The following is a 15,862-nucleotide window of genomic DNA, read 5'->3' on the forward strand; positions in this document are numbered from 1 at the left end:
TTGGGAAACAGGGGTAGGATCAGGGAGATAAGTGCATAGCGCGTTTCTCTCGTTGAAAAGGAAACCTGTGCTCCGGCAGTCGGACGGTGAGTGGCGACCTGTCAGATAGCTTTGATTCTGAGAATCCTTATCATTTATATTAGGCGTCTTTCCGTCCCGGACGCCCCGTCATGAAGAGCACTGCCGTCGGCTTGCCCCTGAATTATCGCCTCGCCGTGACCTCGCGTTGCCTCGCCGCGCTGTTCGGCGGCTATGCCCTGGCGGCGATGGCCGGTGTGCTGCTCAGCCAATGGCTGCCGCTGCCCAGGGCCGATGCGGTGCAGGTGGGCATGATGAGCTCGTTCCTGTTCTACCTCGGTGCGTTCATCTGGGCGTTCGCCAGCCACAGCGCCTGGCGGGCCTGGCTGGGCATCCTGTTGCCGAGCCTGGTGCTGGGCACGATCAATGGCTTGACGTACTGGGTGGCGCGGCCATGAAAGAGGGCTTCCGCCAGGCGATGGCCTGGCTGCACACCTGGGCCGGGCTGATTTTCGGCTGGCTGCTGTTCGCCATCTTCCTCACCGGGACCATGTCCTACTTCAAGCCCGAGATCACCCGCTGGAGCCAGCCGGAAGTGCCGGTGCGGGCTCTGGATATCCCGCTGGCGCTAGGCAAGGCCCAGGATTACCTGCAACGCAACGCCAGCGACGCGCCGAACTGGTTCATCCAGCTCCCGGACGAGCGCACCCCGGGCATCACCGTCGGCTGGCGCGGCGGCGATGGCCAGCGCGGCTTTACCCGCAAGACCCTGGACGCCGCCACCGGCGAGGAAGTGCCGACCCGCGAAACCCGCGGTGGCGATTTCTTCTACCGCTTCCACTTCCAGCTGGAAATGCCTTATCCGTGGGGCCGCTGGCTGGCGACCTTCGCTGCGCTGATGATGCTGGTCGGGCTGGTCACCGGGATCATCACCCACAAGAAGATCTTCAAGGAGTTCTTCACCTTCCGTCCCGGCAAGGGCCAGCGCTCGTGGCTCGACGGGCATAACGCGATCGGCGTGCTGGTGTTGCCGTTCCACCTGATGATCAGCTACAGCAGCCTGGTGATCTTCATGTACATGGTCATGCCCGCGCCGATCCTTGCCGGTTATGACAACCAGGACAGCTATTTCAATGAGGTCTTCGGCGGCCGCGACCTGGTTGCCGCCTCCGGCGAGAAGGCCCCCATGCAGGCGCTGCCGCAGCTTTATGCGCGGCTGCTGGCGCAGGCCCCGGAAGCGAAGATCAGTTGGGTCGAAATCCAGCGCCCGGGCGACCGCAATGCCCAGGTGCTGTTCGTCCCCGATGGCCGCGAGCGGGTATCGGTGCAGCGCGGTGCCGGCTGGCGTTTCAACGGCGCCGACGGCAGCCTGGCCTGGAGTGCCCGTCCCGAGAGCGTCGCCGGGATCGTCAGCGGCGGCTTCTATGGCCTGCACATGGCCTCTTTCGCCGGCCCGCTGCTGCGCTGGTTGTATTTCTTCTTCGGCCTGGCCGGCACGGCGGTGATCGGCACCGGGCTGGTGATGTGGCTTGGCAAGCGCCAGCTCAAGCACGCCAGGAGCGGCACCCAGCCGTTCGAACTGCGCCTGGTGGAAGTGCTGAACATCGTCAGCATGAGCGGGCTGATCCTCGCCGTGGCCGGATTCTTCTGGGCCAACCGCCTGTTGCCGGTCGGCCTGGAAGGGCGGGCTCAGTGGGAAGTGAACCTGTTCTTCGGCGTCTGGCTCGCAAGCCTGCTGCATGCGCTGCTGCGTCCGGGGCGCCGCGCCTGGGGCGAGCAACTGGCGCTGGCGGCGCTGGCCTGGACAGCCTTGCCGCTGCTCAACGGGCTGACCACCGGCCAGGGCCTGAACCATTCGATTCCGGGTGGCGACTGGGCGATGGCCGGTTTCGACCTCACCGTGTTCGGCTGTGGCCTGCTGTTCGCCTGGACCGCCGCGAAAATGCTGCGCGAACCGCTACCGGCGGCCAGGCGCACGCCGAAAGCGGCCCGGACGCCGTACCTCGAAGCGGAGACGAACTGATGCTGGCGATCGCGTTGTTTGCCTTCGCCGGCTGCGCGGCGTTGTGTCTGGCCATGGACAAGCACTTCAGCGAACTGCTCGGGCGCAAACCCCGCCCCGGGCAAACCCTCGTCTTGCGCCTGGCCGGCTGGCTGCTCCTGGCCCTGGCCCTCGCCGCGGCAGTCAGGCACGCCGGCTGGGCGATCGGCCTGGCCGAACTGTTCGGCCTGCTGATGGCCAGCCTGTGCCTGTGGGTTTTCGCCTTGCCCTACCGGCCACGCTGGCTGCTCGGGTTGGCAGCGCTGAGCCTGGTGCTGGCGCCGTTTTCTGCGCTCGGGCTGATCTGACGCGATGGCCGAACCTCTCGATGACGCCCTGGCCCGGGCCCGTTTCCTCCAGGTATTCCTGGCCCAGCGCGGGCGCATGGAAAACCTGGTGAGGCGGCGGGTCGGTTGCCGGGCGACTGCGGCAGACCTGGTGCAGGAGCTGTTCCTGCGCTTCTGGCGGCGCCCGCAGATCGGGATCGAGGCCCTGGAAAGCTACCTGATGCGTTGTGCCGGCAATATCGCCATCGACCATCTGCGCAGCGAGGGCGCCCGCGAGCGAGTCAACGAAAGCCTCCCCGAGCCCCTTGAACTGCCGCAGGAAAGCCAGCCCGAGGCGGCATTCGAGGCCAGCAGCGACCTGCGCCGGATCGAGGCGGCCCTGCGCGAGCTGCCCGAGCGCACCCGGCAGATCTTTCTGCTCAACCGCATTCACGGGCGCACCTATGGCGAGATCGCCAAGGTCATGGCGCTTTCCCAAAGCGCGGTGGAAAAACACATGATGCGCGCCCTCGAAGCCTGCAAGGCGAGCATCGCCAACGAGCCCGTGCCGGTACGCAGGGCGCGCAAGCTCGGCGGTCTTGCAGCTGCGGCTTTCCTGCTGCTGATGCTCGGCAGCGGTGCCGGCTGGCATCCGGCGGACTGGCTGCGCGACCTTGGCGCGGACTATGTGGCGCCGGTCGGGCAGATACGCGAAGTGACCCTGGCCGACAACTCGCACCTGGTGCTGGACGCCGATACCGCCATCCGCGTCGATTTCAGCCACGGCCAGCGTCGTATCGAGGTGCAGCGTGGCGCTGTGTTCTTCCATGTCAGCCACACGGGCCAGCCCTTTGTCGTCGAGACCGAAGGCGGCCGCACCGAGGTGCTGGGCACGCAGTTCGAGGTCCGCCAGCAAGCGGGCGGGGCGCAGGTCACGGTGCTGTCCGGGCGGGTCGGGGTCACTGCCGGCGCAGGGCAGGCGCAGCAAGTGCTTACGGCCAACCAGCAGGTCGAATACCACGACGGTCAGGCCGGCCGGGTGCACGGCGTCGATAGCCAGAACAGCCTGGCCTGGCGCCAGGGCTGGCTGAACTACTACGAGGTTCCGCTGAGCCAGGTGGTGGATGATCTGGCTCGCTACTATCCCGGACGCATCATCCTGCTCGACCGCCAGCTCGGCGCGCGCAAGGTCAGCGGCAGCTTCCCCGGCAACGACCCGCTGGCAGCCCTCGATGCCCTCGGCGCGGTGACCGGGTTCCAGCGCCACACGCTGTTCGGCCGGGTCACCTTGCTGCGTTGAAAATTATTTTGAAAAACATGTGAGGTACTTCGCGACGACATCCGTGTAGTGAATGGAAGTGCGATTTATTCGCATACAAGACTGTTCTCTCACAGGTTCATCGGCATGCAGGCAAGGTCGGCGGTTTACAGCGTTTCATTGGGTTTGGCGGGGCTGATGGTGCTGCCGGCATATGCGGCGGAGCAGGTCGAGCAGGTGTATCAGTTCGATGTGCCGGGCAAGCCGCTGCCCCAGGCCCTGGCCGATTTCAGTCGTATCACCGGGCTCAGCGTGGTCTACACCGTCGATCTCTCCAGCCAGCAGGCGCCGGCGCTGAACGGCCGGCTGGGTGCCGAAGCGGCGTTGCTGCGGCTGTTGCAGGGTTCCGGCTTCGGCTACCGCCGGGTCAATGCCCGCACCCTGACCCTGGAACCCTTGCCGCAGGACGGCACCCTCAACCTGCAGGCCACCAGCATCGTGTCCCAGGCTGATGGCATCGGCAGCTACGCCCAGCCGGAAACCACCTCGATCATGCGTGGTTCGGCGTCGAGCATGGAGATTCCGCAAGCCATCAACGTGGTGCCGGAACAGGTGCTCAAGGACCAGACCCCGCGCAACCTCGACGATGCCCTGTACAACGTCAGCGGCATCACCCAGGGCAACAACTTCGGCGGCACCTCCGACACCGTGATGAAGCGCGGTTTCGGCGACAACCGCGACGGCTCGATCATGCGCGACGGCATGCCCATCGTGCAGGGCCGCAGCCTCAACGCCACCACCGAGCGCGTCGAAGTGCTCAAGGGCCCGGCCTCGCTGCTGTACGGCATCCAGGATCCGGGCGGGGTGATCAACGTGGTCAGCAAGCGCCCGCAATTGCAGAGCTACAACGCCCTCAACCTGCGCGGCTCGACCTACGGCGAAGGCAAGAACGGCAGCGGCGGCGGCCTCGACAGCACTGGCGCCCTGGGCGACAGCGGCCTGGCCTATCGCCTGGTGCTGGACCATGAGGACGAGGACTACTGGCGCAACTACGGCGTGCACCGCGAATCGCTGGTGGCCCCGTCGCTGGCCTGGTACGGCGAAAACACCCAGGTGCAGCTGGCCTACGAGCATCGTGAGTTCCTCTACCCGTTCGACCGCGGCACCGCCATCGACCCGAACACCAATCGTCCGTTGAACATTCCTGCCGAGCGCCGCCTCGACGAACCGTTCAACGACATGGAAGGGCGCTCGGACCTGTATCGCCTGGAAGTCGATCACCAGTTTTCCGATGACTGGAAGGCTCACTTCGGCTACAGCTTCAACCGCGAGACCTATGACGCCAGCCAGGTGCGGGTGACCGGCGTGAATGCCGCCCGCGGCACCCTGACCCGCAGCATCGACGGCACCCGTGGTGCGTTGAGCAGCGACCGTTTCGCCACCCTGAGCTTCGACGGCAAGGTGCAGGTCGCCGGATTGCAGAACGATTTGCTGTTCGGCATCGACAGCGAGTACCGCAAGATCTATCGCTCCGACCTGATCCGCCAGGCCAGCCGCAGTACCTTCAGCTACATCAACCCGGTGTATGGCCGCGAAGTCGAGGGCACCACGGTACGCGCCAGCGACAGTGCGCAGACCGACAAGCTGCGCAACGACGCTCTGTTCTTCCAGGACTCGCTGCACCTCGACGAGCACTGGATCCTGGTGGCCGGCGCACGCTGGCAGACCTACGACCAGTACGCCGGGCGCGGGCGACCGTTCAAGGCCAATACCGACAACAAGGACCAGGCCTGGGTGCCGCATGCCGGGGTGGTCTACAAGGTCGACGACACGCTGTCGCTGTACGGCAGCTACAGCGAGTCGTTCAAGCCCAACTCCAGCATCGCTCCGCTGACCGGCGGCCTGGTGCTGGACTCGGCGATCGCGCCGGAAGAGGGCAAGGCCTGGGAGATCGGCGCCAAGCTGGATCTGCCGGACTCGCTTAGTGCCACGGTCGCGCTCTTCGACATCACCAAGCGCAATGTGCTGGTGTCCAACTTCGATACCAGCACTGGCGATACGGTCTACAGCGCGGCGGGCGAGGTGCGATCCCGCGGTCTGGAAGTGGACGTCAGCGGCCAGTTGAGCGAGCGCTGGAGCCTGATCGGCAGCTACGCCTTCACCGACGCGGAAGTGACCAAGGACCCGGACTACAAGGGCAATCGCCTGCAGAACGTGGCCAGGCACAGTGGGTCGCTTTCGGCGGTGTATGACTTCGGCAGCGTGCTGGGCGGCGATCGCCTGCGCATAGGCGCCGGGGCGCGTTATGTGGGCGAACGGGCGGGCAACCCGGTCAATGACTTCGATCTGCCGTCGTACACCGTGGCGGATGCCTTTGCCAGCTACGAAACGAAGCTCGACGAGCACAAGGTGCGTTTCCAGTTGAACGTGAAGAACCTGTTCGACAAGACCTACTACACCTCGGCGGTGAACCGCTACTTCGTGGCGATCGGGGATTCGCGGCAGGTCAGCCTTTCGAGCACGCTGGAGTTCTGATCTCTTTGTTGTTCTCTCGGGCCTCATCGCGGGTGAACCCGCTCCCACAGGTTCACCACCGTCTGTGGGAGCGGGTTCACCCGCGATGAGGCCCTAGCTGCCCAGCGCCAGCCGATAAGCCCCCGGCGTCGCCCCCACCGCCTGGCGGAACCGGTTGCTGAAATGACTGGCACTGGCAAACCCGCAGCGCAATGCCACTTCGCCCAGCGGCAGGTCCCCTGCGGCCAGCAGCTCGCGGGCCTTGGCCAGCCTTCGCGCCAGCAGGTACTGGTGCGGCGGCAGCCCGAAGCTCTCGCGGAACATCCGCGCAAAGTGGTACTCCGACAGGCTGCACAGCGCCGCCAGTTCGCCGAGCCCGATCGATTCGTCCAGGTGCACCTCGATGTAGTCCGCCAGATGCCGGCGCTGATGCGCTGCCAGGCCGCCCTTCAGGCGCAAGCCTTCACGCAACCCGACCTGGCTGAGCAGCGCATGGCTGAGGATCTCGTGTGCCAGGCTGCTGGTCAGCAAACGCTCCCCCGGCTCTTCCCAGTTCATCGCGATCAACTGTCGAAAGCGCCGGGCCTGCTGCGCATCCTCGATGAAATCCGCTTCGCGCAATTGCAGTTCCCGTGGGTCACGGTCGAGCAGGGTGACGCAACCCAGGGCGAACTGTTCCTCGCTGATATACAGGTGGGCGAGGCGAATGCTGCCGTTGACGATCCAGTTCGACACGCAGCCCGCCGGCATCACGCACAACTTGTCGGGCGCGCCCTTGCGGTCCGGCTGGCCACGGCGGAAGGTGCCGGTGCCGTCGGCGATGTAGCACGACAGGGTGTGATGGCTGGGCGCCTCGTAGTCCCGCGCGTCATGCCGGTTGCTCCACAACGCCGCTGCCATGCCCTCGCCCAGCAGCGCGCTGGTTTCCAGGCGGGCATGGGGCGAAGCATTCATCGACTTGAATACCTGCAATTGGTCGAGCGCGGTCATGGTGGCTACCTCCGCGGTCATCCTACGCCGTAGGCATTGGTCTGACAGCCGGTTAGCCGATAAAAGCGCAAGTTTATGCAAGCGCAGCAGGCCGGGCAGGCCAGAGACTGAAGGCCATCGTAGGAGCCTTCGCCATGAACCTGTCGCTGTATCTGCTCACCGTCCTGATCTGGGGCACCACCTGGATCGCCTTGAAACTGCAACTCGGGGTGGTCGCCATCCCGGTGTCCATCGTCTATCGCTTCGCCCTGGCGGCGCTGGTGCTGTTCGCGTTCCTGCTGCTGAGCCGCAAGCTGCAACCGATGAACCGGCGTGGGCACCTGGTCTGCGTCGCCCAGGGCCTGTGCCTGTTCTGCCTGAACTTCATGTGTTTCCTTACCGCCAGCCAGTGGGTGACCACCGGGTTGATCGCCGTGGTGTTTTCCACCGCGACCCTGTGGAACGCGCTGAATGCCCGGGTGTTGTTCGGGCAGAAAATCGCGCCCAATGTGTTGATTGGCGGGGCGCTGGGGCTGGCCGGGTTGGGCTTGCTGTTCTGGCCGGAACTGGCCGGGCAGGGCGCCAGCCATGAAACCTTGATGGGGCTGGGCCTGGGGCTGCTGGGGACCTTGTGCTTCTCGGCCGGCAACATGTTGTCCAGCGTGCAGCAGAAGGCTGGCCTGCGGCCGATGACCACCAATGCCTGGGGCATGCTGTATGGCGCCAGCATGCTCGGGTTGTATTGCCTGGTCAGCGGCGTGCCGTTCGGCATGGACTGGAGCGGGCAGTACGTGGGGTCGCTGCTGTACCTGGCAGTGCCGGGGTCGGTGATCGCCTTTACCGCCTACCTGACGCTGGTGGGCCGGATGGGGCCGGAGAGGGCGGCCTATTGCACCGTGCTGTTCCCGTTGGTGGCGCTGAACGTGTCGGCGGTGATGGAAGGGTACCAGTGGACGGCGCCGGCCCTGGTCGGGCTGGTGCTGGTGATGGTGGGTAATGTGCTGGTGTTCAGGAAGCCGAAGCCGAAGGCTGCGGTGGGCGGGGCGGTCTTGAGGTAGGCAGGTCTGGCCTCATCGCGGGTGAACCCGCTCCCACAGACGATGGTGAACTTGTGGGAGCGGGTTCACCCGCGATAGGGCCCTCAGGGACTACTTCCAGACCTGCGGATTCACCAGGTCCCGCGGCCGCTCGCCCAGCAGGGCGGCCCGCAGGTTATCGATGGCCCGGTTGGCCATGGCCTCGCGGGTTTCGGCCGTAGCGGAGCCCACATGGGGCAAGGTCACCGCATTGCTCAGCGAGAACAACGGCGATTCGCTCAGCGGCTCCTTCTCGTACACATCCAGCCCCGCACCGCGAATGGTGCCGTTTTGCAGCGCTTCCACCAGCGCCGCTTCGTCCACCACCGGCCCGCGGGAAATATTGATCAGGAAGGCACTGCGCTTCATCCGCTGCAGTTGCTCGGCGCCGATCAGGTGCTTGGTACTGGCGCTGAGCGGCACCACCAGGCAAACGAAGTCCGCTTCGGCCAGCAACTGCTCAAGGCTGACGAAGCGCGCCCCCAGTTCCTGCTCCAGCTCCGGCTTGCGGCTGTTGCCGCTGTACAGGATCGGCATGTTGAAACCGAAGCGCCCGCGCCGCGCCACCGCCGCTCCGATATTGCCGAGGCCGACGATACCCAGGGTCTTGCCATGTACATCGGCACCGAAATGCGACGGCGCCACCGTGGCCTTCCAGTTGCCGGCCTTGGTCCAGGCATCCAGCTCGGCGACGCGCCGGGCGCTGCTCATGATCAGGCTGAAACCCAGGTCGGCGGTGCTTTCGGTGAGGACGTCCGGGGTGTTGGTGAGGGCGATGCCGCGTTCGGTCAGGTAGGCCACGTCATAGTTGTCGTAGCCCACCGAGACGCTGGACACCACTTCCAGCTTCAGCGCGCCATCGAGCTGCGCCGCGCCCAGCTTGCGACCGGCTCCGATCAGGCCGTGGGCCTCGGGCAGGGCCTCGTCGAACTGGGCGGCGATGTCGCCGTTCTTCGGGTTGGGCACGATGACATTGAAGTCTTGCGCCAGGCGTTCGGCCATGGGCGGGGTGATGCGGCTGAAGGCCAGTACCGTCTTTTTCATCGGGGAAATCTCTGCTGGCGGGGAGGAATGGGTAGCAACCTATCATTCCCCGCCGCCGCTGTGCAGCAAGATTTCAGTTGGCCACGCGCAGCTCGTGGGTCTTCAGGTCGGCTTCGTGGGCCGCAAGGATCTCCGGCAGCGAGTTGCGCAGGTATTCGACCCAGGTCTTGATCTTGGCGTCGAGGTACTGCCGCGACGGGTAGATCGCGTAGAGGTTCAGCTCCTGCAGGCGATATTCCGGCATCACTCGCACCAGGGTGCCGTCGCGCAGGCCCTCGATGGCCGAGTAGATCGGCAGCACGCCGACCCCCATGCCGCTGCGGATCGCCGCCTTCATCGCGTCGGCGGAGTTCACCTGGAACGGCGCCTGGGTGATGTTGACCACCTCCTGGCCTTCCGGGCCGTCGAACAGCCATTTCTCCAGCGGGATCACCGGGCTGACCATGCGCAGGCAGGAATGCTTGAGCAGGTCCGACGGTTTCTGCGCCACGCCATGCTCGGCCACGTATTCCGGCGAGGCGCAGACGATGCTGTAGGTGATGCCCAGGCGCTGCGAGACGAAACCCGAGTCCGGCAGTTCGCTGGCGAGGACGATGGACACGTCGTAGCCCTCGTCCAGCAGGTCCGGCACGCGGTTGGCCATGGTCAGGTCGAAGGTCACGTCCGGGTGGGTCTGGCGATAACGGGCGATGGCGTCGATGACGAAGTGCTGGCCGACGCCGGTCATCGAATGCACCTTCAGTTGCCCGGCGGGGCGGGCGTGGGCGTCGCTGGCCTCGGCCTCGGCTTCCTCGACGTAGGTGAGGATCTGCTCGCAGCGCATCAGGTAGCGCTTGCCGGCTTCGGTCAGCGCGATGCGCCGGGTGGTGCGGTTGAGCAGGCGGGTTTGCAGGTGTGCTTCAAGATTGGAAACCGCCCGCGAGACGTTCGCGGTGGTCGTATCCAGCTGCACGGCGGCGGCGGTGAAGCTGCCAACCTGGGCGACGCAGCTGAAAGCACGCATGTTTTGCAGGGTGTCCATGGGGCGCTCTCAAGGAAGACGACAGAATTGTGACATGAAGTAACTTGGCTGGTCTTCAGACTAAAGCCGGATTATCGCCGAATCGGTAATAAAGATTCACAGGAATGCGCGCTTATCGCCGCCACGGCCGCCTCATAGAATTGCCCGCTCTTGGCTTCATCCACCTACGTCGGGAATTTGCAGCAGTGCCGCGTCGCATCATCAGAGCGCTGAATGCGCTCAGTGTCTGTGCCTTTTGCTTCACCTTGAGCGGCTGTATCGGAACCTGGGGCATTGCCCCGCAAAGCAAGACGCTGCAAGCCAATACCCTGACGACCGACGCGGCGATCGCCGAAGCCGCCCGCGATGCGCACTGGCCCGAGCAGCAGTGGTGGCGGGCCTATGGCGATCCGCAGCTGGACCACTGGATGGCGCTGGCCCTGGCCGGCAGCCCGACCCTGGCCATGGCCGCGGCGCGGGTACGCGAGGCCCGGGCGATGGCCGGGGTGGTCGAGTCGGCGGAGAAGCTCCAGGTCAATGGTGACGCCACCCTCAAACGCCACAACTGGCCGGAAGACCAGTTCTATGGCCCGGGTGCGCTGTCTGGCGCCAACACCTGGGACAACAACGCCGCCCTGGGCTTTCGTTACGCCCTCGACCTCTGGGGACGGGAAGAAAATGCCAGCGAACAGGCCGTGGACCTGGCCCATATGAGCGCGGCCCAGGCCCGCCAGGCCCAGCTCGAACTGCAGAACAACCTGGTGCGCGTGTATATCCAGTTGTCGCTGCACTTCGCCCAGCGTGATGTGGTGAAGGCCGAGCTGGCCCAGCAGGAGCAGATCCTCGCCCTGGCCGAACGGCGCCTGGCCGGCGGCATCGGCACCCATTTCGAAGTCAGCCAGGCGCAGACCCCGCTGCCGGAAACCCACCGCCAGCTCGACGCCCTCAACGAGGAAATCGCCCTGGCCCGTAACCAGTTGGCGGCGCTCGCCGGCAAGGGCCCGGGAGAGGGCGCGCAGATCCAGCGTCCGCGGCTGGCCCTGGGGGCGCCCTTGAAGCTGCCGTCGGCACTCCCGGCGGATCTGGTCGGCCAGCGTCCGGACGTGGTCGCCAGTCGCTGGCAGGTCGCGGCGCAGGCGCGGGGCATCGATGTTGCCCACGCCGGTTTCTTCCCCAACGTCGATCTGGTCGGTGGCCTCGGTTTCATGGCCACCGGCGGTGGCCCGCTGGAATTCCTCACCGGGCGCAAATTCAACTACAACGTCGGCCCGGCCATCAGCCTGCCGATCTTCGATGGCGGTCGCCTGCGTTCGCAGCTGGGCGTTGCTGCGGCCGGCTATGACATCGCCGTGGCGCGCTACAACCAGACCGTGGTCGAGGCGCTCAAGGGCATTTCCGACCAGTTGATCCGCCGCGAGTCGATGAACGAGCAGGCGCACTTCGCCGCCGAGTCCGTCGCTTCGGCACGCAAGACCTATGACATCGCCATGATCGCCTTCCAGCGTGGCCTTACCGATTACCTCAACGTGCTCAACGCCCAGACCCTGTTGTTCAAGCAGCAGATGATCGAGCAGCAGGTCCAGGCCGCGCGCCTGAGCGCCCATGCCGGGCTGGTCACGGCGCTGGGTGGTGGCCTGGGCGCCGGTGCCGATGTGCCCGACGCCGGGCGCGAGGCCGCACCGCCCACCCCGAAAACCCTGGCGATCCTCGACCAATCCGGCCACCACCAATGAACGCACTGGCCTTGCCGCTGCGCTGGCTCGCTTCCCTGGAGTGGCGCCGCGGCTTCCTTGAGTGGGCGCGCACCGACGGGGTGACCTGGGTCTATATCTTCAAGGTCCTTACCGCCGCCTTCGTCACCCTGTGGCTGGCCATGCGCCTGGAGCTGCCGCAACCGCGCACGGCGATGATCACGGTGTTCATCGTCATGCAACCGCAAAGCGGACATGTGTTCGCCAAAAGCTTCTACCGGGTGCTCGGCACCCTGGCGGGCTCGGCGATGATGGTGGCGCTGATCGCGATTTTTCCGCAGAACACCGAGCTGTTCCTGCCCAGCCTGGCGCTGTGGGTCGGCCTGTGTTCAGCCGGTGCGATGCGCTATCGCACCTTCCGCGCCTATGGCTTCGTTCTGGCCGGCTATACGGCGGCGATGATCGGCCTGCCGGTGCTCGATCAGCCGCAGGAGGCCTTCATGGCGGCGGTATGGCGGGTGCTGGAGATCGGCCTGGGGATCTTCGTCTCGACCCTGGTCAGCGCCGCGATCCTTCCGCAGTCGGCCAGTGCGGCGATGCGCAACGCCCTGTACCAGCGCTTTGGCGTGTTCGCCGGAGTGGTGGTGGAAGGGCTGCGTGGCGACAGCCAGCGCGACCGCCTGGAAAGCAGCAACGTACGCTTTATCGCCGAGGCCGTGGGGCTGGAGAGCCTGCGCAGCGTCACCACCTTCGAAGACCCGCACATGCGTCGGCGCAGCGGCCGGCTGATGCGCATGAACAGCGAGTTCATGGCCATCACCACGCGCTACAACGCCCTGCATCAGTTGCTCGAGCGCCTGCGTTCGCGCGGGCCGTTGCAGATCGTCAGCGCCATCGAGCCGGGCCTCAGGACCCTGGCCGAACTGCTCGACCCTTATGTCGGACGGGCCCTGGTCGATGCCGACGCCCTGCGCCTGACCCTGGAGCTGGCCGCCTACAAGGCAGGCTTGCCGGCACAGGTCCGTGCCCTGCGCTCGGCCTACGAAGAAACCGCGCCGAGCGAATCCGACCTGCTGGATTTCCACACTGCCTACGAACTGCTGTACCGCTTCGTCGACGACATGCACAACTACGCCGAGACCCACGCCTCCCTCGCCGCGCACAACCACGAGCGCGAGCAGTGGGACGAACCCTATGTGGCGCAGACCAGTTGGGTGGTGTCGGCCGCAGCCGGCGTGCGCGCGGCGGCGGTGCTGCTGTTGCTCGGCAGCTACTGGCTGCTCAGCGACTGGCCCAGCGGCGGCATGATGACCTTGATCGCCACGGTCACCGTGGGCCTGTCGGCGGCCTCGCCCAACCCCAAGCGCATGTCGTTCCAGATGGCCTGCGGCACGCTGTTCGGCGCTTTCGTCGGTTTCTTCGAGACCTTCTTCGTGTTCCCCTGGATCGACGGTTTCCCCCTGCTGTGCCTGGTGCTGGCGCCGGTATTCGTGCTCGGCGCCTTCCTCGCCTCGCGCCCGGCGTATGCCGGCTATGGCCTGGGCCTGCTGGTGTTCTTCGCCATCGGTTCGGTGCCGAACAACCTGACCGTCTACAACCCCTACACCTACATCAACGACTACATCGGCATGGTCATCGGCATGCTGGTGTGTGCCGCCGCCGGTGCGATCATCCTGCCGCCCAACAGCCGCTGGCTGTGGAGCCGGCTGGAGCAGGACCTGCGCGAGCAGGTGCTGTTCGCCATCAGCGGGCGCCTGCGCGGGCTGGGTTCGGGCTTCGAAAGCCGCACCCGCGACCTGCTGCACCAGGCCTACGGCCTGGCGGTCGGCCAGCCGCTGGTGCAAAGCCACCTGCTGCGCTGGATGTTCGTGGTGCTGGAAGTCGGCCACGCGATCATCGAGTTGCGCAAGGAACAGGCGATTCTCCCGGTGCATCCGTCCTATGCCGAATCCCAGCCGTGGCGCCAGGCCATCCGGGTCATGGGCCGGGCCCTGGCGCGGCTGTTCCTGCAGCCGTCGGCGAGCAACCACGAGCGCACCCTGGTGGCGGTGGAACATGCGATCAGCCGCGTACAGGCCACCGACGAGCCCTTCGCCCGCCACTTCGACACCTCGGCGCTGCGCCGGGTGCAAAGCTACCTGCACTTCATCCGTACTTCCCTGCTCGACCCTCGATCGCCGCTGGCCGAACTCGGCCCGCTGCAAGGACCGCCGCATGCTTCGTGAAATCGCCTTCCATGGCCTGTACATGCCCACCGTGACCCTGATGTTCCTGTTCGCTGCGGGCCTGGCCTGGGGGCTGGACCGCTTTATCGCCAGCGTCGATGGCTACCGTTTTTTCTGGCACCCGGCCTTGCTGCGCCTGTGCCTGTTCCTTTGCCTGTTCGGCGCGATGGCGCTGACCGTCTACCGTTGAGAGCCCGTCGATGAAGAAGTTTTTCAGCCTGATCGCCACCTTGCTCGTGCTGGCCGCCGCCGTGGCGATCGGCCGGCAGCTGTGGATCAACTACATGACCACGCCCTGGACCCGTGACGGCCGGGTACGCGCCGACATCATCAACGTTGCCGCCGACGTGCCGGGGTATGTGGTGGACGTGCCGGTCAAGGACAACCAACTGGTGAAGAAGGGCGACGTGCTGATGCGCATCGACCCCGAGCACTACGAGGTAGCGGTGCGCCAGGCCGAAGCGCTGGTGGCCTCGCGCAAGGCCACCTGGGAAATGCGCAAGGTCAACGCCAGCCGCCGGGCGGACATGGACAACCTGGTGATCTCCAAGGAGAACCGCGACGACGCCAGCAATATCGCCAACTCGGCGCTGGCCGATTACCAGCAGGCGCAGGCACAGCTGGCCGCCGCGCAACTGGACCTGAAGCGCACCACCATTCTCGCCACGGTGGATGGCTACGTGACCAACCTCAACGTCCACCGTGGCGACTACGCGCGTACCGGCGAAGCGAAGATGGCCGTCGTGGACAAGGACTCGTTCTGGGTCTACGGCTTCTTCGAAGAAACCAAGCTGCCCCATGTGCGGGTGGGTGATCACGCCGAATTGCAAATGATGAGCGGCGAAGTGCTGCAGGGCCATGTAGAGAGCATTTCACGCGGCATCTACGACCGCGACAACCCCGAAAGCCGCGAGCTGATCGCCGACGTAAACCCGACCTTCAACTGGGTACGGCTGGCCCAGCGCGTGCCGGTGCGGATTCATATCGATGAAGTGCCGGAAGGCTTCCTGCTGGCGGCGGGGACGACCTGCACGGTGATCGTGCGGCCTGGGAAGTGATCTGACAGACACTACAAATCCCCTGTGGGAGCGGGTTCACCCGCGATTGCGATAGTGAGCTCACCACCGTAATCGCGGGTGAACCCGCTCCCACAAGTATTGTGGTGCTCTCGGAAGCTGTGTTACTGCCCGACCGCCACAGCCTCCACCTCGACCAGCATTCCCTCCAGCGCCAACCTCGGCACCGGAATCAAGGTACAAGCCGGTTTCATCCTCTCCCCCCACACCTCATCCGCCACCTGCACCCAATCCCGCAGCCGCTCTGCCGAATGATCGACGATCAACAACGTCAGCTTGAACACATCCCCGAGCCCGGCCCCCCGGGCCGCCAGTGCCGTGCGCACATTCTCCAGCGCCTGCCGCGCCTGCTCGGCGAACACCGGCGACAGGGCGCCGCTCAGGTCCTCGCCACCTTGCCCGGCAAGAAACAGCAAGCGCGTCCCGGCCTTGACCTCGGCGACATGGGAATAGGCATTGGCGCTGGGGTCGTAGAGGCCTTCGGGGTTGAACAGCTGGAAAGGGGTGGTCATGGCGAAACTCCACAGGAAGAAAGAGAGCGGAGGAGTTTCAGACCTCTAGTTAGGTTGAGGTCAAGCAGGAAAATCCAGAGAACGCCGCGGCCCCTGTGGGAGCGTGTTTACCCGCGATTGCTGTAGTGAAGTCACTATAGCTATCGCGGGTGAACCCGCTCCCACAGGATAC

At 65.5% G+C, this 15,862-nt stretch carries 14 protein-coding genes; 10 read left to right on the forward strand and 4 right to left on the reverse strand.

The window, feature by feature from the left end:
- The first annotated feature begins 170 nt into the window (after positions 1-170).
- From ACKLLE_RS09220 to ACKLLE_RS09240, 5 genes are all read left to right on the forward strand, one after another.
- The gene (locus ACKLLE_RS09220) at positions 171-476 is read left to right on the forward strand and encodes a DUF3649 domain-containing protein (RefSeq protein WP_420057695.1); all 306 of its coding nucleotides are present in this window, start codon (positions 171-173) and stop codon (positions 474-476) included.
- On the forward strand, positions 473-2,041 hold the full coding sequence (locus tag ACKLLE_RS09225; RefSeq protein WP_420057696.1) for a PepSY-associated TM helix domain-containing protein: 1,569 nt from the start codon (positions 473-475) through the stop codon (positions 2,039-2,041). Before ACKLLE_RS09220 ends, ACKLLE_RS09225 begins: the two co-directional genes overlap by 4 nt.
- Positions 2,041-2,367: a DUF3325 domain-containing protein gene (locus ACKLLE_RS09230; RefSeq protein WP_009404377.1), complete on the forward strand. Its 327-nt coding sequence runs from the start codon at positions 2,041-2,043 to the stop codon at positions 2,365-2,367. Before ACKLLE_RS09225 ends, ACKLLE_RS09230 begins: the two co-directional genes overlap by 1 nt.
- Positions 2,368-2,371: 4 nt before the next feature.
- Positions 2,372-3,625 carry a sigma-70 family RNA polymerase sigma factor gene (locus ACKLLE_RS09235; RefSeq protein WP_420057697.1) on the forward strand — a complete coding sequence of 418 codons (1,254 nt, stop codon included), beginning with the start codon at positions 2,372-2,374 and terminating at the stop codon, positions 3,623-3,625.
- A gap of 105 nt (positions 3,626-3,730) precedes the next feature.
- Positions 3,731-6,118 (forward strand): TonB-dependent siderophore receptor, encoded by a 2,388-nt coding sequence (locus ACKLLE_RS09240; protein WP_420057698.1) that lies wholly within the window; start codon positions 3,731-3,733, stop codon positions 6,116-6,118.
- 93 nt (positions 6,119-6,211) lie between these two features.
- Here ACKLLE_RS09240 and ACKLLE_RS09245 read toward each other — a convergent pair whose 3' ends face one another.
- The gene (locus tag ACKLLE_RS09245) at positions 6,212-7,087 is read right to left on the reverse strand and encodes a helix-turn-helix transcriptional regulator (RefSeq protein WP_420057699.1); all 876 of its coding nucleotides are present in this window, start codon (positions 7,085-7,087) and stop codon (positions 6,212-6,214) included.
- A 134-nt stretch (positions 7,088-7,221) separates the two neighbouring features.
- Here ACKLLE_RS09245 and ACKLLE_RS09250 point away from each other — a divergent pair, with 134 nt between their 5' ends.
- The gene (locus ACKLLE_RS09250) at positions 7,222-8,124 is read left to right on the forward strand and encodes a DMT family transporter (protein WP_064302738.1); all 903 of its coding nucleotides are present in this window, start codon (positions 7,222-7,224) and stop codon (positions 8,122-8,124) included.
- A gap of 90 nt (positions 8,125-8,214) precedes the next feature.
- Here the strand turns inward: ACKLLE_RS09250 and ACKLLE_RS09255 are convergent, their stop codons facing one another.
- Both ACKLLE_RS09255 and ACKLLE_RS09260 read right to left on the reverse strand, forming a co-directional pair.
- Positions 8,215-9,186, reverse strand: a complete 972-nt coding sequence (locus tag ACKLLE_RS09255; RefSeq protein WP_009404368.1) for a 2-hydroxyacid dehydrogenase — start codon at positions 9,184-9,186, stop codon at positions 8,215-8,217.
- Positions 9,187-9,259: 73 nt separating this feature from the next.
- Entirely contained in the window at positions 9,260-10,207 is a 948-nt protein-coding gene (locus tag ACKLLE_RS09260; RefSeq protein WP_009404366.1) for a LysR family transcriptional regulator, read from the reverse strand.
- Between the two features lie 185 nt (positions 10,208-10,392).
- Between ACKLLE_RS09260 and ACKLLE_RS09265 the strand changes: the two genes are divergently transcribed.
- The 4 genes from ACKLLE_RS09265 to ACKLLE_RS09280 are packed head-to-tail and all read left to right on the forward strand — an operon-like array spanning position 10,393 to position 15,160.
- Positions 10,393-11,919 carry an efflux transporter outer membrane subunit gene (locus tag ACKLLE_RS09265; protein ID WP_420057701.1) on the forward strand — a complete coding sequence of 509 codons (1,527 nt, stop codon included), beginning with the start codon at positions 10,393-10,395 and terminating at the stop codon, positions 11,917-11,919.
- Positions 11,916-14,102 (forward strand): FUSC family protein, encoded by a 2,187-nt coding sequence (locus ACKLLE_RS09270; protein ID WP_420057702.1) that lies wholly within the window; start codon positions 11,916-11,918, stop codon positions 14,100-14,102. The genes ACKLLE_RS09265 and ACKLLE_RS09270 overlap by 4 nt, the downstream gene beginning before the upstream one ends.
- On the forward strand, positions 14,092-14,292 hold the full coding sequence (locus ACKLLE_RS09275) for a DUF1656 domain-containing protein (protein ID WP_064302741.1): 201 nt from the start codon (positions 14,092-14,094) through the stop codon (positions 14,290-14,292). Before ACKLLE_RS09270 ends, ACKLLE_RS09275 begins: the two co-directional genes overlap by 11 nt.
- 10 nt (positions 14,293-14,302) lie before the next feature.
- On the forward strand, positions 14,303-15,160 hold the full coding sequence (locus ACKLLE_RS09280) for an efflux RND transporter periplasmic adaptor subunit (protein ID WP_420057703.1): 858 nt from the start codon (positions 14,303-14,305) through the stop codon (positions 15,158-15,160).
- Between the two features lie 122 nt (positions 15,161-15,282).
- Here the strand turns inward: ACKLLE_RS09280 and ACKLLE_RS09285 are convergent, their stop codons facing one another.
- Positions 15,283-15,690, reverse strand: a complete 408-nt coding sequence (locus tag ACKLLE_RS09285; protein ID WP_420057704.1) for a RidA family protein — start codon at positions 15,688-15,690, stop codon at positions 15,283-15,285.
- Between the last annotated feature and the right edge of the window lie 172 nt (positions 15,691-15,862).

Source organism: Pseudomonas bharatica, from assembly GCF_048586865.1.
Lineage (GTDB): Bacteria > Pseudomonadota > Gammaproteobacteria > Pseudomonadales > Pseudomonadaceae > Aquipseudomonas > Aquipseudomonas bharatica.